Source organism: Prevotella sp. C0209C1 (assembly GCF_056583855.1).
The window spans coordinates 18,984-44,148 of sequence record NZ_JBWPJP010000021.1 but is presented as its reverse complement, the minus strand read 5'-3'; the positions used below and the strand labels follow the sequence as shown (position 1 = coordinate 44,148).

Genomic DNA, 25,165 nt, shown 5'->3' with positions numbered 1-25,165 from the left:
CGGTGGTGTGAGAGGTCGGTGAACACGAAAGTAGGAAATAAACACCTATGATTAGGGTTTACCTCCTACTCGATTATGTTCAAGAATAATTTGCTTAATTAACAAAAATATTTAATGAATTTAAATAGTATGATATGTTGTTAGTGAATTATGTTTTGTTATAGTATACGTGGTTTAGTAAAGCTTTTATAATATTTAAGGTAGGGAATTAACTGAATTTTATAAGTATAGATGGGCTTAGATTGTAAGAATATGTTAAAGAAAAAAATATTATTTATATGTTTAGGTAATATATGTCGTTCACCTGCTGCTCATGCTATTATGCAAAAAATGGTAGATGATGAGAGATTATCTGATAAATATGAGGTAGATTCTGCAGGTATAGGAGATTGGCATTTAGGAGAGTTGCCAGATAAGCGTATGAGAGAACGAGGGGCTAAGCAAGGCTATAAGTTAACTCATCGTGCAAGGCAGTTTAATGCTGCTACGGATTTTGCTCATTTTGATATTATTATTGTTATGGATGAAAAAAATTATAGCAATATAATATCTCAAACTAAAAATAATATTTACAAATCAAAGGTAAAGTGTATAGCAGAATACTTTGTAAAGTTTAAGGGTTATAAAGAAGTGCCAGACCCATATTATGGAGGAATTGAAGAATTTGACAAAGCGCTTGACTTAATTAAAGATGGGTGCGAAGGAATCTTAAATAATTTGAAATAACTAATTTTTAGTAGTTAATTATATGTAGTATATAAAACCTAAAGAAAATAAAAGTTGTAGGTTAGTTAATAATTTAGAGATTTATGCTTATCTTTGCAAAATAATTATATTTAAGTATATCAATTATTTAAGCAATGGATAATATTGATTTTACCAAACAACTCAAAAACACCATAGATGAGTTGTCTTCTGAAAAGTCTTTAGAAGGTCTTTTCCATGAGCACAAAGATGGAGATCCATTGCCTTCTGCACGAGATTTAGAGGAGATAGTTAAGTTAATAAGGTCTATTTTGCTTCCAGGCTTTTTTGGCAATTCTATAGTTCATTTACATACAGTACAATATCAGATAGGAGTAGATGTTGAGCGTTTACATAAGTTGCTTAGTAGACAAATATTAGCAGGTCTATGTTTTATAAAAGACTGTAAATGTGAAAATGATGCTTATATGCGTATTTGTATGCAAGAAGAATCTGAAATTATATCAGTTAGGATAATAGAAAAACTTCCTATGTTGCGCAAAATTCTTTCTACAGATATTAAGGCATCTTATGATGGTGATCCAGCAGCAATGAGTTGGGGAGAAATTATTTCTTGTTATCCTGTAATTAAGGCTTTGACAAATTATCGTTTTGCGCATGAGTTACAAATAGAAAAAGTTCCTCTTATACCACGTTTAATAACAGAAATGGCACATTCGGAAACGGGTATTGATATTCATCCTTCTGCAATTATTGGTACACATTTTACAATTGATCATGGGACAGGTGTAGTAATAGGTTCAACATGTGTAATAGGTAATAATGTAAAACTTTATCAGGGTGTTACCCTTGGGGCAAAAAGTTTTCCGCTTGATAAAAAGGGTAATCCTATAAAAGGTATGTTGCGACATCCTATATTAGAAGATAGGGTAATAGTATATGCCAATGCAACTATTCTAGGGCGTGTTACAATAGGCCATGATAGTATTGTTGGTGCAAATGTTTGGGTTACATCTGATATGAAGCCTTATTCTAAAAAGTATAAACAAAATAAAATAGATATTTTAGACATCGATTTCTATAATGGAGAAGGAATTTGAATTGATAGCCAAGACTTTTATGGGACTTGAGCAGGTTCTTGCACAGGAGCTTATACAGTTAGGAGCTAATAATGTGCAAATAGGTCGTCGTGTTGTAACTTTTACAGGAGATAAGGAAATAATGTATAGGGCCAATTTCCAATTACACACGGCTATTCGTATACTTAAACCTATTATACACTTCAAGGCTACTAGTGCAGATGATATGTATAATGAAGTTAGTAAGATAGATTGGGATAAATATATAGAAAAAGGAAAAACTTTTTCAGTGGATTCTGTTGTTTATTCTGATGAGTTTACTAATTCACGTTTTGTTACTTATAAAGTTAAAGATGCTATTGTTGATCAAATTCGTGAACGTACTGGGCTTCGTCCAAATATATCTGTAACAAATCCAGATATTCGTTTAAATATTCATATATCAGGTTTTGATGCTACTCTTTCTTTAGATTCGAGTGGAGAATCTCTTCATCGACGAGGGTATAGACAAGAAAGTGTAGAAGCTCCATTAAACGAAGTGTTAGCAGCAGGATTGATTTTGATGACAGGTTGGAGAGGAGAATCAGATTTTATTGACCCGATGTGTGGGTCGGGAACTTTGCCTATCGAAGCAGCCTTAATAGCTTGTAATATATCGCCAGGAGTATATCGTAAGGAATTCGCTTTTGAAAAATGGTCAGATTTTGATCAAGATCTTTTTGATAAAATCTATAATGACGATTCTTTAGAACGTGAGTTTGAACATCATATCTATGGCTATGATATAGATATGAAATGTGTAAATATAGCAAAACATAATATTTCTGCTGCAGGTTTATCAAAGCATATTAGTATAAAACAGCAAGATTTTAAGGATTTTAAAAGCCCAGAAAATAAGAGTATTATAATAATGAATCCTCCATATGGAGAGCGAATTTCTACACCAAATCTACTTGGAACATATAAGACAATAGGCGAGAGTTTAAAGCATAATTTTATAGGTAATGATGCTTGGATACTTTCTTATCGTGAGGAATGTTTTCGTCAAATATGTTTGAAACCTAGTATTAAGATTCCTTTATATAATGGTTCGCTGGAATGTGAGTTTAGGCGTTATCAAATGTTTGATGGTAAGATGAAGGTTTTCCGCAAAGAAGGTGGTGTTATAAAAACTGAAGATGAAAAGCGTGAAATGGCGCAACAACATCGGTTTAAGAAAGAACGTAATTTCAAAAAGCGTCTTACTGAAAGCGAACAGAATGCGGAAGGAGATATTCGTTCATTTATATTTCATAGCTTAGAACCTAAGGTAAAAAAGAATAATCGTAAACGTAGTTCTAATAATGTTAGAAGTATAGATGACAGTTATGCCAAATTTGCTGAAGATGAGAATATATATGTTAGAAAACGATTTGATAAAAATAAAAAGCGTGGAGGCTTTCGTGGTAAAAAATATTAAAAAATGAATATGAAAAGGTTTGCAAATCTTGTTGGGATAATTATTATGATTGGCTTTTTTTGTCCTAAAAGTTCTATAGCACAGAAATTGTTTACTTTAGAAGACCTAAATTTTGGTGGTAAAAACTATTATAAAATGACTCCCCAGCGGCGTTATCTGACTTTTTGGGGAGATAAAGTTGTGCGACAAGGTTTTGATGTTTGTAAATTAATTGATTTGAAGACCGGAAAGGAATCTCCTCTTTTTACTCTTGGAGAAATCAATGCATGGGCAGAGTTGCCTATAGACGATCAACCTAAAATAAGAAATTTATATTATGTATCATTTCCTTTTGCTGATAAATCTATTGTAGAAGTATCAAATGGAAAGAGTATTTATATGATAGATTTTAAAACTCATAGGATTATAGATACAATAGAGCTACAAAAAGAGGCTCAAGTGAGAAAGTTTAATATACAAAGCCATTCTACAGTATATGTTCAAGATGACCAGCTATATGTTATAGATCCATCTGGAGCGGAACATAAGTTAACAAAAGATGGTTCCTCTAATATAGTTTATGGTCAGAGTGTACATCGTGACGAGTTTGGTATTAATGGAGGTTTGTATTGGAGTCCTAAGGGTAATCGTTTAGCATTTTATCGTATGGATCAAAGTATGGTGGCAAATTATCCTTTGGTAGATGTTCCTGAGATAGGATATGTTCCTACAAATGGAGAAACAAAAGCAGCAAAGGTTTCTTTAATAAAATATCCAATGGTTGGTAAAAAATCTCATAAGGTAACAGTTGGAGTTTATGATATAAATACAGATAAAACAATTTATCTTCATACAGGTAATCCAACTGATCGTTATTTTACAAATATAACATGGAGTCCTGATGAAAATATTATTTATATGTTTGAGCTTAATCGTGATCAGAATGATTGTTACCTAACAGCTTATAATGCATATACAGGTAAGAAGATAGCCAATCTTTATCATGAAAAAGATTCAAAATATGTAGAACCTACTCATCCTATAGTTTTTTTACCTTGGAATGATCATCAGTTTGTTATGTATAGTCAGAAAGACGGTTATAATCATTTATATCTTTTTAGCGAAGATGGTAGGGAGTTAAAACAATTGACTAAAGGAAAGTGGGTTGTTATGAAAATTATAGGATTTAATTTAAAAAAGAAGAGTATAATTTATACGTCTAACGAATGTAATCCTATTCAAATTAACACATGGATGGTAAACGTAGAAACTGGAAAACGTAGGTTACTTGATAATGGAAAAGGATATCATAATCCTTTATTAAGTCCAGAAGGTAATACGATTATAGATGTATATAGTGAGCCTAATTTGCCGAAGCAATATGATCTTATTACATTGGGAAATAAAATAAATACATTACATTATTTTACATCACCAAATCCTTGGAAAGGTTATAGCGTACCAGAATATTCTTGTGGGAAAATAAAGGCTTCTGATGGTAAAACGGATCTTTATTATCGTATGGTTAAACCTATTAATTTTAATCCTGCAAAGAAGTATCCTGTTATAGTTTATGTATATGGTGGTCCACATGCTCACAATGTAGATGCCCGTTGGAATTATGGTTCACGCGGTTGGGAAACTTATATGGCACAAAAGGGATATTTGCTTTTTATTCTTGATAATCGTGGTAGTGATAATCGCGGGAAAGAGTTTGAACAAGTAACTTTTCGCAATCTTGGTCAGGAAGAGATGAAAGATCAGATGGAAGGTATTAAATATTTACATACGCTTTCTTACGTTGATAAAGATCGTATAGGTATACATGGCTGGTCGTTTGGTGGCTTTATGACAATATCTCTAATGACGAATTATCCAGATGTATTTAAGGTTGGTGTAGCAGGTGGACCTGTGATAGATTGGAAATGGTACGAGATAATGTATGGGGAACGTTATATGGATACTCCAAAGGCAAATCCAATAGGTTATGCTAAAACTTCTTTGTTACAAAAGGCTAAAGATTTAAAAGGCAAATTGCAAATTGTTATAGGACTAAATGATCCTGTGGTAGTGCCACAGCACGCTTACTCATTTCTTAAAGCTTGTATTCTTGCAGGAACTCAACCTGATTTCTTTGTTTACCCTGGCGAACCTCATAACATGCGTGGTCATCAAAGTGTTCATTTGCATGAGCGAATTACACAATATTTTGAAGATTATTTAAAACCTCTTGGACATAATAAGTAAAAACTATTTATCAAAAAATAAGTTGCCTATAATTGAAGTAAATATGAGAATATTATTATTAGGAAATGGTGGTAGAGAACATGCATTAGCATGGAAAATTTCTCAGAGTGATAAGTGTGAAAAATTATTTATTGCTCCAGGTAATGCAGGTACTCAACTAGTAGGTGAAAATGTAGATATAGATGTAAATGAGTTTGAAAAATTAAAGGATTTTGCTATAGATGAAAAGGTGGAACTTGTTGTAGTAGGTCCAGAGATTCCTTTGGTTAATGGTATTTATGATTCTTTTAAAAACGATCCTCGTACAGCTAATATATTTGTAATAGGTCCATCAAAGAAAGGAGCGGTTTTAGAAGGTTCTAAAGATTTTGCTAAGGCTTTTATGTTGCGACATAATATTCCCACAGCAGCATATTCAACTTTTGATAATACAAATATTGAAGAAGGATTACTTTTTCTTGAAAAATTAACTCCACCTTACGTTATTAAAGCTGATGGCTTAGCTGCTGGTAAAGGTGTCCTTATTATTGATACAATAGAAGAAGCAAAGCAAGAGCTAAGAAATATGCTTTGTGGTATGTTTGGTAAAGCTTCTTCTAAAGTTATTATAGAAGAGTTTTTAAGTGGTGTTGAATGTTCTGTCTTTGTTCTTACTGATGGCGTTCATTATAAAATTCTTCCAGAAGCAAAAGATTATAAGCGTGTAGGGGAAGGTGATACAGGTTTAAATACTGGTGGAATGGGTAGTATTTCTCCTGTACCTTTTGCTACAGAAGAGTGGATGAAGAAGGTGGAAGATAGGATAATTCGTCCTACAGTAGAAGGTTTGAGAGAGGAAGGCATTGATTATAAGGGATTTATATTTTTCGGCTTAATAAACGTGAATGGCGATCCAATGGTTATAGAATATAACTGTAGAATGGGCGATCCTGAAACAGAAAGTGTGATGTTACGATTAAAGAGCGATATTGTAGATCTTTTTGAAGGTGTGATTAATACAGATATTGATACTAAAGAGATTATTGTTGATAATCGTACAGCAGTATGTGTAATGCTTGTAAGTGGAGGATATCCAGGAACTTATTTAAAAGGTCAGCATATTACAGGTGTTGAGGCTGTAAAAGATTCTATAGTGTTTCATAGTGGTACTACGATTAAGAATAATTTGTTAGAAACAAATGGTGGACGTGTTATTGCAATATCGTCTTATGGAAATTCTAAAGAAGAAGCTTTAGAAAGAAGTTTTATAGGGGCGAGCAAGATAGAATTTAAAGATAAATATTTTAGAAAAGATATAGGATTTGATCTATAAATGCAGAAAAAACGATTTCAGAATAGGATAGCAGAAAGTAGATGGACAACCACCTTTGTGTTACCTGTTTTTTCCCTTGTGTGGGTGATAGCAATATACAATAATACAGAGGTTTTATTACCAGCTTTGTGTATGTTATTTTCTACATTCCTTATGATGAGCTTAAATAATAATAATGGGCTTATCCGTATTTATAGTCGTATGGTTTCGTGTTCGTTTCTTATTTTAGCTACATTAGATGCAGTCCATTTCTCTTTACTTCCACAAGGTATTGTGACGTTAGGAGAAGTGGGATTTTTTACATTGGCTTTTAAATCTTATCAAAAGTCAATTTCTCCAGGTTATATTTTTTATGCTTTTCTTTGTATAGGTATTATAAGTGTAGTCTGGGTTCAGGTTATTTACTTCTTACCTCTTTTATGGATAGTAATGAGGTTTAGCCTATTATCTATGAGTAAGCATAATTTTGTAGCTTCTGTTTTTGGAATATTATGTCCTTATTGGTTTTTACTATTATATTTAGGTATTACGGATAACCTTGAATGGTTTATTTTTCACTTCGGAAAGTTATTAGAATTTGGTAGACCTTTAGATTTTGATGTTATACCTTTTCATCAAGCTATATCACTTATTTTTATTTCTATCTGTTGTGTTATAGGTACTATACATTATTTACGTCAGCGTCGTAATGACATTATTAGAACGCGTTTGTTTTGTCAAGCCTTTGTAAGTTGCAATTTTGGAGCATTTGTGTTTTTATTGTTACAGCCACAACAAGCTATTTATATTCAAAGTTTACTTATTGTTAGTACAGCTCCTCTCATTGGGCATTTTTTTGCACTTACTAAAACGCGTTTTACAAATTGGCTTTTTTGTATATTATGGCTGAGTTGTATATTTGTAACTTTATATAATCTATGGATTTTCTAATCCCTATTCTTATTCAATATGGTTATTGGGGAATGTTTATATCAGCTTTGTTAGCTGCTACAATATTACCTTTTAGCAGTGAAGTAGTTATATTGGCTTTGTATGCTGCAGGACTTAATCCTGTGGCTTTAATTGTTTATGGTAGTATAGGCAATATTTTGGGGAGTATGATAAATTATGGTATAGGCAGATTAGGCAAGTTAGAATGGATAGAGAAATATTTACATGTTAGTACTAAAAATGTCCATAAAACAGAAAAGTTTATGGAAGGCAAAGGTGCATGGATCGGTGGTTTACTATCCTCTATTCCGTTTATAGGTGATGTTATAACAATTGTTTTAGGTTATACTCATGCAAATATCTTAGTGTCTTTTATAAGTATAGCTATAAGTAAAACAGGGCGCTATATATTATTGATATATAGTGCAGGAATATTTAAATAGAGGATAAACAATATAAGTTATATTTTAAATAGTATTTTTACAGATATGTTTCATACATATTTATGGTAGAAAAGTGCTATTTACAAGTAAAATAGCACCAAGTGTTTCTTTTAGTGTTTACCTTTACTAAGTTTTTTTGTAAATTTGCATTAAATAAATAAAATTCAGTAATGAAGAAGCTTCTTATAGATCTTATTGTAACATCGTTTGAGCAGTTGAACGATAAATATTTTTTACTTAAACTTTTTAGTAATACTCCTCTTCCCGAAATATTACCAGGACAATTTTTAGAAGTAAGGGTGGATAAGTCTCCAGCTACTTATCTGCGTCGTCCTATTTCTATTCATTTTGTAGATTATGATAAGAATGAGCTTTGGTTGCTTGTCGCCATTGTGGGTGAAGGTACGAGGGCGTTATCTTTTTTGCGAGAAGGAGATATTCTGAATTGTCTTTTTCCTTTAGGCAAGGGTTTTTGTGTAAATAATATAAAAGGAAAGAAGATACTTCTTGTAGGAGGAGGAGTAGGTGTTGCTCCAATGTTATATTATGGTAGAATTATCAAGGAAAGAGGTGGAAAACCTATATTCCTTTTAGGGTATCGTACTAAGACGGATATTATCCAAATAAAGGAATTTGCACGGTATGGAGAAGTTTTTATAACCACAGAAGATGGAACTACAGGCGAACGTGGGTTTGTTACTCAACATTCTGTTTTAAAAAACATGTCGTTTGACCATATTGCCACTTGTGGCCCTAAGCCTATGATGGTAGCTGTAGCACATTATGCAAAACATGTAAAAGTTTCGTGTGAAGTCTCTTTAGAAAATATGATGGCTTGTGGATTAGGTGCATGTTTATGTTGTGTAGAAAAGACGATAGATGGAAATGTATGTGTGTGTAAAGAAGGACCTGTTTTTGATGTAAGGAGATTGAGTTGGTAAGTTTAGGTATATGTTAAAAGAAAAATATAATGGCTAATTTAAACGTAAATATTTCTTCCTTAAGTTTGAAAAACCCAGTGACTACAGCAAGTGGAACTTTTGGATATGGTTTAGAATATGCAGATCTTGTACCTTTAGAAGAATTGGGAGGTATTTTTGTAAAAGGAACTACTTTATATGCTCGTGAGGGAAATGATTATCCCAGAATGGTTGAGACTAAACATGGAATGCTTAATTGTGTGGGATTACAAAATAAAGGGGTAGATTATTTTTGTGATCATATATATCCTGAATTGAAGGATATTAATACTCAGTTTATAGTAAATGTTAGTGGAAGTTCTCCTGAGACTTATGCAGAGGCATCTAAAAAAATCAATGAATTGAAGCAAATATCAGCAATAGAGCTTAATATATCTTGTCCTAATGTGAAAGAAGGAGGTATGGCATTTGGTGTAACTTGTTCTGGAGCTGCGGCAGTAGTAAAGGCTGTTCGTGCATGTTATGATAAGACTTTAATAGTTAAGTTATCGCCGAATGTTACCGATATAGCATCTATAGCATTAGCTTGTGAAGATGAGGGGGCAGATGGGTTGTCGCTTATAAATACTCTAATGGGTATGGCTATAGATATTGAACGTAGATGCCCTAAACTTAGTATTCGTACAGGAGGACTTAGTGGTCCAGCCATTAAGCCTGTAGCTTTAAGAATGGTAAATGATGTAGCAAAAGCTGTTAAGATCCCCATAATAGGTTTAGGTGGAATTTCTACAGCAGAAGATGCTATTGAGTTTTTTATGGCAGGGGCAACAGCTATTCAGATAGGAACGGCTAATTTCGTAGATCCAATGGTGTCAATTAAAGTTTGTAAAGGCATTAATAAATGGCTTGATAATCATGGTTGTAAGGCATTAACAGATATTATAGGGTGTATAGATTAAAGATATTCTATTGTTTTTTTAGAAAATGTTTGGAAGATTAGCTTTTAGTATTTACTTTTGCATCACCTTTTAAAATGGTTGTTAATAGAAATTTATAAGAGATATAAAAATGAGTAGACAAGGAGAAGCACTATCTTTAAAGAACTTGACAAAAAGTACAGTTTGGGATATACAAGAAAGTGATGTTTTTCGTCTTTGGGCGCAAGCAGAACGTGATGGTGACGTTAAGGAAAATTGGCGTCATTATGTAGATGTAATTAAGAGTGCTTTTATTATTGAAGAGGTTAAAATTAAGAGAAACGAAGTATTAGAGAAATATAAGGCTCTTGGATATCAGGTGTCAGATATTTATATAGATGAAAGCACTTATTTTACATGGGCTATTAAAAAGAAGCCTATCTTACGTATTACTGACTTGACATGGGAAAATATTGGACATATTTCGGCTAAAAAGGTTGTAGAGGTTCTTGAGCGCAACTTTGGTGGAGGCTGGGATAGTCTTCCTCAAAGTGTACAAGACATTATAAACAGTTCTTTTGATGTTAGCACTACAACCTTACCAGTAGATAGGTTAAAGAAGCCAGGTGGGTTGTATCAAAAGAAGGTAGAAGATGGTTATGAGGTATTAGAGGTAGCTAAAGGCACTTGGGTAGAAGCTATTTTTGTTAAAGAAAAGCAGAACATCAAATTAAGTAAAGGAAAGTTTAAATTAGATGATGACTTTGATGAAGACTCTTTAGAAGAGGAAAATGATAATTTAGATCTGGGAGAAGATGATAAATTTATAGAGAAACAAAAGGTAGGAGAAGATGAAGATGATGGGTTTGATGATGACAAACTAACAGAAGAAAGTTACCGCACTACGTTTGATGAAAGTGCAGAAGATCTTGATCTTCGTGCTGAAGACGTAAGTGTTGATGAAGATTTCTAGGGTTTTATGTCATTATTTTATAAAGGAGATATGCTTCTATAGAAGCGTATCTCCTTTATAATTATTATATATTTTTATTTTTATGAGGCTTATTTATAGTTATAAGATTAAATATTATAACTATGAAAAAATAAGAAAAAGTTTGTATCCATAAATATCTACAATAAGGTAAGATGTCTTCCAAAGTACCTCCTAATGAAGCTAAAGTGAGATACCCTCGAATACCGAATGTGGAAGGAATAAGCCAGCTAACTCCTTGCCAGAAACTTGGAATATTATTTAATGGCCAGTTTGCTCCTGACATAAATAGAAAAGGTACAGAGGTAAACACGATAATAAGCATTACATTTTCTCGCAAACGTACAAAGAAAGATATTATCATAGCAAAGAAAATAGCAGACAATAAGTAAGGTGTTAGTAAGCAAATTAAAGGAACAGGTGTAGCGAGCATAGTAAAGCCAAAGAAGTGAGGAATGGCTATTGTTATATATGATACTAAAACAGTAAATATAGAGAAATAAGCAATAGTTTTTGTTAAAGTTAATAAGTATATTCCTCCCATAGAACTTTTTAGTTTTAAATAAAATTTATCTTTATGTTCGTTTATTGTTCCTGCTGATAACCCAATGCTAAGCATCAATATCTGTTGGATAATTAATATTAATACGCCAGGTAAAATAGCATTACCATATCCTTCTGTGATATTGTAAATGGATTTATCTTTCACTATTATAGGCTCTGTGTTTAGATCTTCTTCGTGTTTTGTGAAGCTCAAACTTTTAGGTTTTTGTATTTTTTTATTCTGTTCTAATGAAACGTTTAAAGCTGCCAGATATATAGATTTATAGGTAAGCATTAAGCTCATATCACAGTAAATACTAACTATGCCTTGTTTTCCATTAATTAAATTTTTATCATATTCATGAGGAAAGTATAAAATGCCTTTTACAATTTGTTTTTTTACAAGCCCTTTTGCTTCTTCTAAATTGTTACAATAATAAGTTGCTTCTACCGAAGGTGAGGCGTTAAAATCGTGAACAAAATCTCGTGAAGATTTACTATGTGCCATATCAACTACAGCTACAGGTACTTCTCTAACAACTTCGTTGTTATAAATCCAAGAATAGAGTAAAGGATAAAATAAGGGTACAATAAAAACAAACATCAATATACCTTCGTCAGTGAAGATAATTTTAAACTCTTTAAAGAGTACTCGAAAGAATAAAGTTATGATGTTGTTAGAGGCATTTTTCATGGTATGTATACGAAATTGAGCATTGCCCGTTTAATATTAAAAATAACAAGGAGTGGTAAAACTGCAAATATTAATAGTATCATTACATTATACCATACATCTACAATGGGATAGCCGTTGAAAATGCTTGCCTGATATATCATCCAATAATGTCGTAAAGGTACTATTTGTGCTATTCCTTGTATGATAGGATCCATAGCAAATAGGGGGAAAGTAGCTCCGCAAACAGAAAATCCTAACACTCCCCATAGCGAGCATATACTCATAGCCATACGCAAAGATGGTATCAATCCAAACACAAACACTCCAAACCCTATAGATGATGTAACCATTAATAAGCCTAAACTTAGTAATCTAAGCCAGCCGCCAGCATGTGGAAAACATAAATATCCGTATATATACCATTCAAATCCCCAAAAAATAATGAGAAAAATTAGAAATAAAGGCAGCAATTTTCCTATTAAAGCCACTATTATATTATTATTAGCGAGCCGTAACCAAACTTTCGATCTATCAAATTTCAATTCTTTTCCTATAGTGTACACTGTTAATAGCAGCATAAAAATACTTAACACTCCAGGTATCATTATAGTGCTTAAATATACATTATAATTTAACCATGGGTTTTGTATCATGTGAATATCGAGCGCAATTGGTTGTAAAAAAGATCTTATCTCACGAGACGTTTTGCCAAGCATTGATAATTTTTCAGCTCCGACAGATGCTGCTATAAGAGCTGTGATAGTTTTTAAATCTTTAAAAGTCATACCTCCTGCTAATAATGTTACATTGCTGTAATAGAAAGAGATAATAGGCTGACGTTTAGTAAATAGCTTTTTTGTAGTACCTTTTGGTATTAATAAATAGGCATATATTTCTCCACGTTGTACAGCTTCTCGAGCCATAGTTGTGTTAGTATAGTAAGATGTTATTTTTGTGCCTTGTAAAGACTCTAATTTTAAAGCTATCTTTTGTGTAGTAGGGGTGTGGTCATTATCGATAATGCCTATAGGTATTTGTTGTGGTTGCCCTTCTGACATAAGGGACGTAAAAAAACTTATAGCAAGCAAAGGAAAGATGATAGCACAAGTAAGGTATATAGGATTTCTACGCATAAATCCTATCTCGCGAATAGATATTCTTAAAATATTATGAATGATAGTTCTCATTCTTTTATTTTATAATTAAAGACATACCATTTAATAATCCTTTTACGTTCTGTGTAGGCTTTGCTTTTATTTGAAATGTTCTTAAATCGTATTGCCCATTAGTCTTTGTGGCTTTCCAAACAGCATACGACCCAGCATCTTTAATATTAGTTACTACCATTGTTATTTCTTTATTCAGTGCAGGAACAAATACTTTGAAGGTCTTTCCTTTGTTAAGTCTTTTTAATTGATCTTCGCGAACATTAAAGACTCCAGTTACCTCGTTTGTGAGCAAAATATTCATAATTGGACTTCCAAAGCCAACTAATTCTCCTTCTTTTGGATAGATTTCATCTACCTCTCCATCTTTAGTGGCACGCTGTACCGTTTCTTTTAATATAGATTTCACAACACCTACAGCCGATTTAGCTGCTTGTGCTTGTTTCTTGGCAGCTTCTTTAGCTTGTTTTCGTGCACCACTTTTTAGAAGTTCTAAATTAGATTTAGCCACTTCTACTCCTGCTTTTGTAGTTTGGAAAGCTGCTAAGGCTTCATCTTTTTTTTGTGCAGTCATCACCCCTTCTTCATATAATCGTTGCATACGACCATAAGTTTTTTCTGCAATATCTCTTGCTGCAATAGCTTGCTGATATACTTGGAAGGCGGCATCTATAGCTTCTTTACGAGTAGGAGCTGAGGCTAAGTCGCTCAAGGCAGAAGTGGCATCGGCTGTAGCTTCTACTACTTTTTCCTGTGCTTTTGCTTCAGGGATAGCTAAAACAGCTAAAACATCACCTTTATGTACAAAGTCGCCCTCTTTTACCTTAATACTTGTTATACGACCTGGGAGCTTGCAAGCAACGCGGTACTCTTCTACTTCCACTTCTCCTTGAATAATCTCTTTAGGTTTACTCATGGTAAAATAGCCTATTAGTCCGGCAGCTACTACTACAGCTATAAAGCCTAAAACGGCTAAAAGAATATTACTTTTTTGTGATTTATTTTTCATTTTATTTTAATATTTAAGTAGAGAGATGATTAAAAAAAATATTATATACTTTTCAGAAGTCAGTGTGTTTAATTGTCAATAGTTCCTAATGCCTTTTGCAGTCCTGTCTGTGCTAATCTAACTGCTATCTCAGAGTCTATAATAGCTGTTTTTGCTGTTTGCCATGCCGTTTGAGCAAGCATTACTTCTGTAACGGTCATCACTCCTTCTTTAAAGCCAATGTTAGCACATCTAAGGTTTTCTTCTGCTGATTGTAAATTCTTTTTAGCGGTATAAAGTTGTTTTTTTGCGCACTTTAGACGGAGTTGATATTGTTCTATCTCTAAATTTATTTTCTGTATTGCATCTTGAAGCTCTAAGTTAGCAATATTGGTTGCTGCTTTTGTAGCTCTTATTTTATATTTTCTTTCTTCCCAGTTCCATATAGGAACATGCACTACTATACCTATATTCCATAAGTCAGTAAATTTGTTTTGAAATCCATTAAAAAGGTTTGGGTTCATCACAGAGTAGCCACCTGTTAAGAGAATGTGTGGTAAGTATAGTGATTTTATTATTTTTGTGTTTTGTTTGCTTAAATCAATGGTGTTCTGAAGTAGTCGTAATTCTGGACGTTGTGCATATATTGCAGATGCGGAAGGGGTTGTTTCTTCTATATTATCAAGAGGAGCGATAGACTGAGCTTGTTCATCTTTTAAGATTAAGTCGCTATTTAAGGCTATGCCACAAAGCTCACATAGAGCCATCTTTGCTATTGCTTCTATGCTTTGTATTTGTGATAATTGCAATTCTGCAGTGTTAACAACTACAGCTACTTTTAATCCATCAGCTTTTGTTGCTACGCCTTCTTTTATCATTTTTTGTACATCATCACTTAGTTTTTTAGCTAAATCTTTGTATTTAGTAGCAAGCATTTCTTTCTTTTTTAATGAAACAGCAAGCCAATAAGCATTATCTACGGCATATAAGATCATCTGCCGTTTAAGTTCCATAGTGTTGGAGGCTACCGATTTACCAATAATAGCCATATCATTAGCGGCTTTAATAGCACCCCCCATATAAATAGGTTGTGAAAAAATAATCCCAGCATTATAAATATTTCTTGTATCTGTCCTGAAAGCTTCTTTTATTTGGTTTCCTATGTTATCACCCACTTGTGAAAGTGGAGTGGTTACACCGCTGAGTACTTGCTTTAGGTGTGATGCGGTATTACTTGAAATGATACCTTGTTTTGTAAGAGAGGTGAGGTTATTTTCAATAGCCGACCCTAAATGCCCTATTGAGTTTGTTCCAAGATTAGACAAGATGTTTTTTTGTTCATTGTTTAATAATGAAATTTCTTTAGAAAAATGTTCATAACTTGCCAAACCGTTTACTCGTGGAAGATATTTTGTCTTTGCTACTTTATAAGTGTTTTCTGCTACTTCTTTTGTAAGTTTTGATATTTGCAACTGTCTGTTATTTTGTATAGCTAACTCATGACACTTTTCTATAGAAATAGTATCCTGTGCTGATGCCCTTAAGGAGAGTGAGCCTAATATTAAAAATAGCAATAACTTTTTCATTTAAATCTGATTTTTCTAATAATAAGCAAAGGTAGCAATTTTTTTCTCTTAGTTCAAAGTGAAAATAGGGTTCATACGTTTTTTTGCGTTAATGTATATAATTTTATAGAAGAATAGACCATTGTGCAGAAAAAAATACTTATTTTTGCCAAAGAAATAGAATAAAACACAAAAGAAGAAGATTTTTATTTATGAAGAAATGTAGTTTTTGGTATCGTGCTTTCGATTTATACTATGATGGCTTTCGACACATGACGATAGGTAAAACCTTGTGGTTGATCATAATAATTAAGCTTTTTATTATGTTTGCAATTCTTCGGGTCTTTTTCTTTCCTAACTTTCTTAAAGAAAAAACAGTCAAAGGGCAAGAGGCCAATTTTGTAGGAAAAGAATTGATAAAAAGGCAGTAGGTGAAGTGTGTTTAGCCTTATTGTGAACAAGATTTTTTGTATAATATAGAATATTAACTGAAATAATAGTAACATAAAATATAAATTTAATTATAAAAAAGTATGGAACATTTGCTTTTAGCAATCGACCAAGGTACAATCGACTGGTCGCGTGCACAATTCGCACTCACCTCAATGTATCACTGGTTATTTGTACCCTTAACCTTAGGTTTGGCGGTTATAATGGGTATTATGGAAACGTGCTATTATCGCACAGGTAAAGATTTTTGGCGTACTGCTTCAAAGTTTTGGCAACGTATCTTTGGTATTAACTTTGCTATAGGTATAGCAACAGGTATTATCTTGGAGTTCGAGTTTGGTACAAACTGGAGTAATTACTCATGGTTTGTTGGAGATATTTTTGGAGCTCCACTTGCAGTGGAAGGTATTCTTGCTTTCTTTATGGAATCTACTTTCGTTGCAGTTATGTTTTTTGGTTGGAATAAGGTGTCAAAAGGCTTTCATTTAGCATCTACGTGGCTTACAGGCTTAGGAGCTACTATTTCAGCATGGTGGATATTAGTAGCAAACTCTTGGATGCAAGATCCTGTAGGTTGTTCTTTTAATCCAGAGACAATGCGTAATGAGATGACATCATTTGCCGATGTAGCTTTAAGCCCTTTTGCAATAGATAAGTTTACTCACACCGTAACTTCGTCATGGCTGTTAGGTGCAGCTTTTACTGTAGGTGTGGGTTGTTGGTATCTTTTGCGTAATAAGCATACAGAGTTGGCTCGACAAAGTATAAAGATAGGAGCTATAGTAGGATTAGTATCGTCTTTATTAGCGGCTTTCACTGGTGATAATTCTGCTTATATGGTGGCTCAGACTCAGCCAATGAAACTTGCTGCCATGGAGGCTCTTTACACAGGTGGTAATGCACAAGGCTTAACAGCGATAGCAGGTGTTACAGAGCAGCCTAATATAGAGGCTTCGCCAAAAGAGGTTAAGGGCATAAAGATACCTAATATGTTGTCGTTATTAGCTACTCATGATGCTAACGGTTTTGTACCCGGAGTGCATGATATTATTAATGGTTATACTGATCATAAGGGCGTAAAACAACCTTCTTTAGCTGAAAAGATGGCTCGTGGACGTAATGCTATTAAGGCGTTGAAAGATTTTCGTGCTGGTAAGAATAAGGAAGCTAATAGAAAAGTCTTAGAGCGTGATATGAAATATTTTGGTTATGGTTATATCAAAAATGCTCAGCAGATAGTACCTCATATTCCTATAACATTCTGGTCTTTCCGTATAATGGTAGGCTTAGGCTCATTGTTCGTTCTTGCTTTTATAGTTATTATTTTCTTCGTTTATAAAAAAGATATTGCTAAAGCAAAGTGGCTTCACTATGTAGGTATAGCTCTTATACCATTAGCTTTTATTGCAAGTGAGAGTGGTTGGATTGTTGCCGAGATGGGGCGTCAGCCATGGACTATTCAAGACATGTTGCCAACATGGGTATCTGTAAGTGATATCTCAAGTGGTGGCGTAGCATTCACCTTCTTCCTGTTCTTAGTATTGTTTACAACAATGCTTGCGGTAGAAGTTAGTATTATGTGTAAACAAATAAAGAAAGGGCCAGAACTATGACATACGATTTTTTACAACATTATTGGTGGTTCATCATCGCTTTATTAGGATCGCTATTAGTTTTTTTGATGTTTGTACAAGGTGCAAATTCCATGATTTTCCAGTTAGGAAAAGATGATGTTGAACGTAGGTTAGTTATCAATTCTACTGGGCGTAAATGGGAGTTTACCTTTACGACGCTTGTTACCTTTGGTGGCGCATTTTTTGCATCTTTCCCTTTGTTTTATAGTACCAGTTTTGGTAGTGCTTATTGGGTATGGGTTGCTATATTGTTCTCTTTTATTATTCAGGCTGTGAGCTATGAATATCAGAATAAGGCTGGCAACTTGTTAGGCGTAAAGACTTTTCAGGTATGTTTGATTATTAATGGAATATTAGGGCCTTTGTTGTTAGGTGGCGCAGTGGCAACTTTCTTTACCGGGTCTAACTTTATTGTAGAGAAGGTTAATTTAACAAGTGGGCTGCATCCTGTTATTTCTCGTTGGGCTAATGGCTCGCGTGGTCTTGATGTATTGCTTAATCCTTGGGTTGTAATCTTTGGTATTGCTGTGGTGTTCTTAGCTCGTATATTGGGAACATTATATATTAATAATAATGTGCACGATGAGGCTATTCGTGGTAGAGTAAAGAAGCATCTTTTAATAAATACAGTACTTTTCCTTTTGTTCTTTTTACCTTTCTTGTTAAAGACATTGATAGGTGAAGGTTATGCTGTAAACGATTCTGGAGTTATAGTAATGGAGTCGATGAAGTATTTTAATAATCTTATTACTATGTGGCCATTGCTCTGCCTGTTGTTGGTAGGTGTTGTTTTGTTGCTCTTTGGAGTTATAAAAACTATATTAAAGGCAGACTATGTGCGTGGTATTTGGCCTGCAGGTATTGGTGTAGTTCTTGTAGTGCTTGTACTATTGCTTATTGCAGGTTGGAATAATACAGCTTATTATCCTTCTACGGCAGATCTACAAAGCTCGTTAACTCTTAAGAATAGCTCTTCGAGCGAGTTTACACTAAAGACAATGTTCTTTGTAAGTTTCTTAGTACCATTTGTTCTTGCATATATTGTTTATGCATGGCGTAAGATAGATATAGGTGGTATATCTAAAAAAGATGTTACCGGTAAAGAAGAATCTTATTAAGTTAAAATAATTATATAAAATAAAGGCTCATATCTCATTATACAGGTATGAGCCTTTATTTGATACTGGTACGCTCGGCATGAGCATTATCTAATGGGTGGAAGTCCCGAGTAAGCCCTAATAGCGGGAATTACATAGCCAAAGGCAAGGGTGTTCATCGTGAGGTGAAATCTGAAGGAAGCCGGCGGCAAACATCTGGCCTAACGAACAGAAACTTCATATAAGGCATATGACCATGGATAAGATTGCCAGACAAATCAAAGTCCCATAGCTATTCGGAATGGTCGGTGTAAATGAAGTAGGTATAAGATGGAAAGATAATGTTCTTATCCGAGGAGGTCTCACGGACGTTTCAAATAGTTGCTTTTACGAAAGAAGCGGAGTAAAGCTTGCCGTGAGAAGTCAGCAGAGGTCATAGTACCCAAGGTACGTGTGCCTACAGGGAAGGACCGAATCGTGCAGTGCAATAGTAAATGAATGCTACCCTGCGAACCACTTCGTCAGATGTCCGAAAGGAACTCTCTATCCAAGACGATAGGACGGAATCCGACAATAGGATAGAAGTGACGTTACTCAAAGGGATAGCTGAAAACAACTTGCCACACACCGTGAGGTGTAAAAGTACGAAACCGCCGTATGCCGAACGGCACGTACGGTGGTGTGAGAGGTCGGTGAACACGAAAGTAGGAAATAAACACCTATGATTAGTGTTTACCTCCTACTCGATTCCTTAAAAGTGTGTAAGCTATTCTTCTCTTTTATCCTTTGTATTTCCATTTTCGTTTATATTCTTCCAACTTTTAGATTGGTATATTTTCTTTTTGTAAGCATTTTTTGTTTCTTCCATTGCCACTGATCCCAAGAGAAATATAACAGCTTGTGTTGATGTCATGGATGTTCTCATATTGATAGTCCTTTTATACTTTCTGTTGAGTCTTTCAATCCTGTTAGTCGTGTATATACACCTTTGCACTTCTTTTGGGAAGTCCATATATGTGAAGTATGCCGTATTTCTTTCTGCCTTGTATTTCTTGAGGGTTGGATACTTCTTTTCCCACCTGTCTACAAAAGTAACAAAATGTTAGTATCCCCACAAGGAATCTACAGTTGTCTCTCTTTTTTATTTCTCAAGAGTGACAGATATTGGAATCTTTGTTATTTAGTCTCCGCTTTCTAAGTCCAATGTGTCCTGAATGTTCAGCATGTATTTCCAGCCACCCACGTCAAATTTAACGTAATCGAGGATAAGGCTTTCTTGTTCTTTGGGCGTCAGATTGTCGTGCATTACAATTTCTTTAATTACTTCTTTCCATAAATTGCAAAGCACACGGAGAAAATGAGGTGATATTTGGTCGTTAATGCACGGATATTGCTGCTTCATTCGTTTGATGTAGTTCATTCCGTCAATACTTTGTTGTTCTATCATCTTGTCAACGGCATGATGAAGTGAGGTATTGGCAGCCTCGTTCAGCAAAAGTTTTAATTCATTACGATAGGGAACAACTAACGATGCGACCAATTCTTTCATGCCTTCCAAATATGAGTCGTATCTGAAAACGTCTAATGTGGCGTATGATGCCTGGTTGGCATTTTGCCGATAGGCTTCAAAGGCTTTGAACAAGGGATGTATGACACACCTAAATAAATGGTCTTTGCTCTTGAAATAATGATATATGTTGCCAACCGCAATGCCCGAAAGTGATGCAATGCGTTGCATAGATGTGTTTTTCACTCCATTCGCAATAAACTCTTGTCGGGCAACAGCGATGATTCGTTCTTTGATTTCGTCTTTTTGTGTTTGCATGTTGAGCGTATTTTGTACTGCGAAAAAGTTTGAGTCTGTTCTTTTGGAATTCTGAAGCAGAAGCAACGAACAGACTCAATCTTCTATTTTCCTTTATTTAGCAAAACTGTAAAAGAAGCTCGGATTACCCATTACTTCCAATACAGGTCCTTTTACTTCCTTTGTTTCCGGATTGTAGGTATAAAAGCCATTTGCTTTTTTGTTGGCACTCCCAAAAACAATTAAATTTTTGTGTTTACCAATGGCTGTTCCTTGAGGGTTACCAACCTCCATTCCCTCTATCTTGGTAATACTTTTTTGGTATAAATCTATCTCCACGGGTACGTTGGTCATTGATAGATACGGATTGCTCATGGCGTTAGGATCTAAGCCATAAGCGTTTAGATAAGCGTATAGTTTGCCTTTACCTCCGTAAAATGTGGTTGCAGCAAATTCACCCTTTTTAGCCGATAAGCCCTTTACTTCTGTTTGGTCGAACCGAATGCAGTATGTGGGGTCTATCTCTTCGCTTCCGTTCTTAATGCGGGCAATGCCTCCAGGAAGTTGAGGCATAAAGCCAAATGCTCCAATGCAGTTGAAGTATATGTCTTTGTTCTCATCCATAAAGATAGAATTGGCGTCTATGGGGCGTGTTGCAAAACTCATGCCTAAAGATGTGTTGGTAATGTGCTTTTTTACTTGGTCTGTCTTTGTGTCAATCATGGCAAGCTCTATGGTGTTGGAGGTTGGCATCCACTGTGCATTAAACTGATTAAGCCCAACAAACAGCATGCCGTCTCGGATAATCATGGCAGCTGGGGCTACCTTGGTGTCTTTGTGTGCTAAAGGGTTAAGGTCTATCTCTGTCAGTTTTTTCATGGTTTGCGGATTAAATACCATGATTTTTCCCAAACCTTGAAAACTAACGTAAGCCTTTTCTTCATTCAGTTCTACCACATTGCTGGCAGCAGCTCCTGCTGGGATGGACAATGTGCCTTTTTGTACAAAGTTGCCTTGCGCATCAATGTTGTATCGGGTAATCTCTGCCTTGGAGTTCCCCATATAATCGGGGAAGGAATATAAATTACCACTTGGTGTGATGATAGGTGTTGAACCAAATCCTGTGGGTGTGGCGTTTTTGTTGTTGTACTTCCCGGGGGTCATGTCGGCAAGTGCTTGCATGTACACGCTGCCGTTGTTGCCTTCGGGGTTGGTAACTCCTGTTGCAAAAACAATGCCTTGGAAAGCATTGGCACCAGTATTTTTCTTGGATTGAGGCGTAACGTTGTCGTCGCTACCACACGATGCAGCCAGTACGGAAAGTGCAATGGCTGACAATAACATCTTGATTTTCATACGTTTTTTTGTTTTAATGATATAATTGATTCTATAAATCTCACTTTAATAAATATCTTACTTTGAAGGCAACAGACCGTCCTGGCAAAGGACAATTCAAATCGGATACGACACGGCGGTTGGCTATATTCTTAACCTTTAGCGTAAAGCTCCATGTACTGTTCTGTAATGTGTGTTCTATTGCTGCATCCACTATCATGGAGGTGGGGATTTTGCGCTCTTGATATTTGCTCATCTCAAAATCGTAGTAATATTGGTGTATATATGAAGCGTCAACCATGATGCGGGTATTCTGTCCTCGACCGCCAAAGATATTCTCCTGATGATATTCCAGTCCTCCATTAGCCATGAAGTAAGGTACATTTGGAATACGCATGTTGTAGGTGGGGTTTTCCACCACTGTGCCAGGAACCATCTTTCGTTTGTCACGCAAGTCTTGGTATGTGGTGTTGGCATATAGATAGAGCATGGGCAATACGTCTCCTTTGGCTTCTAACTCTATTCCCATGGTTTGCACTTCGCCAAAGTTCCTATATCGAGCCATGGTAGGTATCATGTCGGGTGTGAAGCGTATCATGTCTTCTAAGGTGTTGTAAAAGCTGTTCAACTCCATTTCTATCATTCCACCTTCTTTTAATGCTTTGTGATAGAGCAAGCCAATATTATATCCTGTCGTACGCTCGGGTTTTAGAGCTGGCGAAGGTAATATGGAATAGCCGTTGCCAATAAGCTCCTCGGTAGACGGTATGCGTACTTCTGAGTTGAACGATGCCTTAACCAACAGTTCGTCGGAGAACTTCCAGCGCATGGCGTTGCTAAACCCCGCAAAGTTTTTTGAGCTGCTGACGGGCTTTGGCTCTCTAATAGAGTAAGTGGAAATACTCCGTGAGTCGGAACTATATATAAAGTCTTTTATCGTGAATGCGTTTTGAAGTCTGCCATTAAAGAGAGTCAAGTCGTACGATAGTCCTATGGTAGTGGATGTCATTCTGCTATGAAAGTTGGCATTGAATCCTAAAGCCTTATCCATAAGCGAGTCGGAGGGAAACATATTCGTGTTGTTGGCACATACATTGAGGTTGAGGCTGTGGTGTGCATTGATGAGATAATTTAGGTTGAGCTTGCCGCTCCAATCATACGACTTGTTATCGCCATCGCTTGGATGGTTGCCTTGCTCACCACCAAAAGGCGATACGGCAGGCAGTTTGTTGCCATCCCAGTCGTAGCGACACTTGGCTTTATCTGTCATTCCATATCGTCCGTACGAGAGTAGTGTCTCAAAAGTTAGGTCTAAGCCCGGTGCAAAAAAGTTCTCTTTTTGCAGCTTCAGCGCAGTCATGAGGTTTTGTGACTTATTGAAAGCCTCACGAATATATTGGTCAATACCTTGTATCTCTTGTCGGGTGTGGGTAAACATCAGTTCCCATTTTAGTTCGTCAAACCACCATTTGGTGGCTTTAACAGATGCGCCACCAATAATCTTGGAAAATTTGTCATGGGTGCGTTTTACGGTTCTTCCATCCAAATGGTCTAAAATCATGTCGTAATCGTTGTCCGAATGGGTGTACACTCCACCAATGCCAAACTGCAGTCCTGTGCGTTGGTTGGTACGCTTCAGAACAGTAGATAATTGGTGAGTGTTGAACGAGCTTATCTCGTACGATGCGTCAAAGTAAAGGGGAGGATACTCTTTGGTTACTACGTTTACGGCTCCACCTAATGCAGAACCACCAAACTTGTAGGGCACAATACCTTTATACACCTCAATACGCTCTATCATTGAGGTAGGAATGTCATTGAGTGCCACAAAATTATTCACTCCTCCTAAGGGGCTTTCATCAACAAACATGCCCATGCGTTTGCCTTCCAGCCCTCGTATTGATATGCGTGATGCACTTCCTATACCACCTGTGTTGCGTACTGTTACTCCTACGGTGCGAGCCAGTACGTCATTGATATTCGTGGCAGTTCCCTCTAACTGTCGTTTACCTATGACCGATACGGGCAAAGCCGACTGCTTTAGTTGTCTTATCTTATTTTTTCCCAAGATGGTTACACCTTGTAGTGTGTTACTGTTTGCATGTAGACTTATGTTGATGCAAATGCTGTCTTGTTTGTTGAGAAATAAACCAACATTGGTCTTTTTTGTTTTATAGCCGACGTAAGACACCTGTAGGGTAAACTTTCCTTCTTCGCTGATGGGCAGAACATATCTACCTTCTTCGTTGCTGATGGCACGCTTTTCCGTCCCTATGATTTCAATACTGGCACCACTCAAGGGAATATGTCGCTGCTCATCGGTAACATATCCATGCAGTATGGTTGTACCATGTGTTTGTGCGTTAGCGTAGTAACTTGTGGTGTGGAGCAGGCATAGCATGTAAAAGATACGTAGCAGGCTTAAAGAATGTGTTGATAGGTGTTCCATGTTTTGCTTTTTTTGTTTTTGAGGAGTCTTGAATAATGAATGAAATTCAAAATTATTCACAAAAAAAAGATGCACCAACTTAAAGTTGATACATCTACATATAAATTTTCTACAAAAAGATTTGTCTTTCTTTCGCTTCCTTGTCATTGAAATATTTTTTTTGTTGGCGGCAAAGGTACTGCATATAAAATAAACTTGCAATACTCATTTGTAGGTATCTTGAACCATGATGTTTTTTAGATGAGAAGCGAAAGTTTTTCTCTCTTTAAAAGGTAAGACGCAAAGACATATTTTCCCCTTATTACAGGGCGGTGATATGCGTACAAATACCTTTATTCCAAATAGGTCATTAGAAAAAGCTCCTTGTCATTTTCTAATGACCGATTTGGGTTTAATAGATGTGGATAGCTATAAGTAGAAACGAGTAATTTGGCAAAAATTATAGATTTAGTGATTTCTTACTTGTTTCTTTTGAA

General features: G+C 35.3%; 20 protein-coding genes and 2 pseudogenes. 13 read left to right on the top strand and 9 right to left on the bottom strand.

The window, feature by feature from the left end:
* The first annotated feature begins 252 nt into the window (after positions 1-252).
* The 10 genes from AC1DCD_RS06960 to AC1DCD_RS06915 all read left to right on the top strand — a co-directional run bounded on the left by AC1DCD_RS06960 (position 253) and on the right by AC1DCD_RS06915 (position 10,964).
* Positions 253-726, top strand: coding sequence for a low molecular weight protein-tyrosine-phosphatase (locus AC1DCD_RS06960; RefSeq protein ID WP_464639935.1), 474 nt, complete (start codon positions 253-255; stop codon positions 724-726).
* 134 nt (positions 727-860) lie between these two features.
* Positions 861-1,805 (top strand): serine O-acetyltransferase, encoded by a 945-nt coding sequence (locus tag AC1DCD_RS06955; RefSeq protein ID WP_019035450.1) that lies wholly within the window; start codon positions 861-863, stop codon positions 1,803-1,805.
* Positions 1,789-3,243 carry a THUMP domain-containing class I SAM-dependent RNA methyltransferase gene (locus AC1DCD_RS06950; protein ID WP_464639933.1) on the top strand — a complete coding sequence of 485 codons (1,455 nt, stop codon included), beginning with the start codon at positions 1,789-1,791 and terminating at the stop codon, positions 3,241-3,243. The genes AC1DCD_RS06955 and AC1DCD_RS06950 overlap by 17 nt, the downstream gene beginning before the upstream one ends.
* A gap of 3 nt (positions 3,244-3,246) precedes the next feature.
* Complete coding sequence (locus tag AC1DCD_RS06945; protein ID WP_464639931.1) at positions 3,247-5,469, top strand: S9 family peptidase; 2,223 nt, start codon at positions 3,247-3,249, stop codon at positions 5,467-5,469.
* Between the two features lie 43 nt (positions 5,470-5,512).
* Positions 5,513-6,781, top strand: coding sequence for a phosphoribosylamine--glycine ligase (gene purD, locus AC1DCD_RS06940; RefSeq protein ID WP_464639929.1), 1,269 nt, complete (start codon positions 5,513-5,515; stop codon positions 6,779-6,781).
* The gene (locus tag AC1DCD_RS06935; protein WP_353585879.1) at positions 6,782-7,711 is read left to right on the top strand and encodes a hypothetical protein; all 930 of its coding nucleotides are present in this window, start codon (positions 6,782-6,784) and stop codon (positions 7,709-7,711) included.
* A complete protein-coding gene (locus tag AC1DCD_RS06930; protein ID WP_353585878.1) occupies positions 7,699-8,154 on the top strand; it encodes a YqaA family protein in 456 nt (151 codons plus the stop codon). Before AC1DCD_RS06935 ends, AC1DCD_RS06930 begins: the two co-directional genes overlap by 13 nt.
* A 170-nt stretch (positions 8,155-8,324) precedes the next feature.
* On the top strand, positions 8,325-9,095 hold the full coding sequence (locus AC1DCD_RS06925; protein ID WP_353585877.1) for a dihydroorotate dehydrogenase electron transfer subunit: 771 nt from the start codon (positions 8,325-8,327) through the stop codon (positions 9,093-9,095).
* A gap of 29 nt (positions 9,096-9,124) precedes the next feature.
* A complete protein-coding gene (locus tag AC1DCD_RS06920) occupies positions 9,125-10,033 on the top strand; it encodes a dihydroorotate dehydrogenase (RefSeq protein ID WP_019035443.1) in 909 nt (302 codons plus the stop codon).
* Positions 10,034-10,142: 109 nt separating this feature from the next.
* Positions 10,143-10,964, top strand: coding sequence for a hypothetical protein (locus AC1DCD_RS06915; protein ID WP_008447038.1), 822 nt, complete (start codon positions 10,143-10,145; stop codon positions 10,962-10,964).
* 64 nt (positions 10,965-11,028) lie between these two features.
* Here AC1DCD_RS06915 and AC1DCD_RS06910 read toward each other — a convergent pair whose 3' ends face one another.
* The 4 genes from AC1DCD_RS06910 to AC1DCD_RS06895 all read right to left on the bottom strand — a co-directional run bounded on the left by AC1DCD_RS06910 (position 11,029) and on the right by AC1DCD_RS06895 (position 15,941).
* Complete coding sequence (locus AC1DCD_RS06910) at positions 11,029-12,219, bottom strand: ABC transporter permease (protein ID WP_464639926.1); 1,191 nt, start codon at positions 12,217-12,219, stop codon at positions 11,029-11,031.
* Positions 12,216-13,388 carry an ABC transporter permease gene (locus AC1DCD_RS06905; RefSeq protein ID WP_464639924.1) on the bottom strand — a complete coding sequence of 391 codons (1,173 nt, stop codon included), beginning with the start codon at positions 13,386-13,388 and terminating at the stop codon, positions 12,216-12,218. Before AC1DCD_RS06905 ends, AC1DCD_RS06910 begins: the two co-directional genes overlap by 4 nt.
* Before the next feature lie 4 nt (positions 13,389-13,392).
* Complete coding sequence (locus AC1DCD_RS06900; RefSeq protein WP_353585875.1) at positions 13,393-14,376, bottom strand: HlyD family secretion protein; 984 nt, start codon at positions 14,374-14,376, stop codon at positions 13,393-13,395.
* Between the two features lie 68 nt (positions 14,377-14,444).
* On the bottom strand, positions 14,445-15,941 hold the full coding sequence (locus tag AC1DCD_RS06895; RefSeq protein WP_464639921.1) for a TolC family protein: 1,497 nt from the start codon (positions 15,939-15,941) through the stop codon (positions 14,445-14,447).
* Between the two features lie 191 nt (positions 15,942-16,132).
* Here AC1DCD_RS06895 and AC1DCD_RS06890 point away from each other — a divergent pair, with 191 nt between their 5' ends.
* The 3 genes from AC1DCD_RS06890 (at position 16,133) to AC1DCD_RS06880 (ending at position 19,122) form a co-directional block, all read left to right on the top strand.
* A complete protein-coding gene (locus AC1DCD_RS06890) occupies positions 16,133-16,351 on the top strand; it encodes a DUF4492 domain-containing protein (protein WP_008447150.1) in 219 nt (72 codons plus the stop codon).
* Positions 16,352-16,453: 102 nt separating this feature from the next.
* Positions 16,454-17,983 (top strand): cytochrome ubiquinol oxidase subunit I, encoded by a 1,530-nt coding sequence (locus tag AC1DCD_RS06885; RefSeq protein WP_464639919.1) that lies wholly within the window; start codon positions 16,454-16,456, stop codon positions 17,981-17,983.
* Positions 17,980-19,122, top strand: coding sequence for a cytochrome d ubiquinol oxidase subunit II (locus tag AC1DCD_RS06880; protein WP_008446993.1), 1,143 nt, complete (start codon positions 17,980-17,982; stop codon positions 19,120-19,122). The genes AC1DCD_RS06885 and AC1DCD_RS06880 overlap by 4 nt, the downstream gene beginning before the upstream one ends.
* A gap of 745 nt (positions 19,123-19,867) precedes the next feature.
* Here AC1DCD_RS06880 and AC1DCD_RS06875 read toward each other — a convergent pair.
* From AC1DCD_RS06875 to AC1DCD_RS06855, 5 genes and pseudogenes are all read right to left on the bottom strand, one after another.
* A pseudogene (locus AC1DCD_RS06875) lies at positions 19,868-20,203 on the bottom strand (transposase); the annotation flags it as partial.
* Between the two features lie 78 nt (positions 20,204-20,281).
* Positions 20,282-20,650, bottom strand: coding sequence for a hypothetical protein (locus AC1DCD_RS06870; RefSeq protein ID WP_231725348.1), 369 nt, complete (start codon positions 20,648-20,650; stop codon positions 20,282-20,284).
* A 120-nt stretch (positions 20,651-20,770) separates the two neighbouring features.
* Positions 20,771-20,926, bottom strand: a pseudogene (locus AC1DCD_RS06865) (TetR/AcrR family transcriptional regulator); the annotation flags it as partial.
* Between the two features lie 93 nt (positions 20,927-21,019).
* Positions 21,020-22,261, bottom strand: coding sequence for a hypothetical protein (locus AC1DCD_RS06860; protein WP_008447082.1), 1,242 nt, complete (start codon positions 22,259-22,261; stop codon positions 21,020-21,022).
* Positions 22,262-22,301: 40 nt separating this feature from the next.
* Positions 22,302-24,689, bottom strand: coding sequence for a TonB-dependent receptor (locus AC1DCD_RS06855; RefSeq protein WP_464639917.1), 2,388 nt, complete (start codon positions 24,687-24,689; stop codon positions 22,302-22,304).
* Between the last annotated feature and the right edge of the window lie 476 nt (positions 24,690-25,165).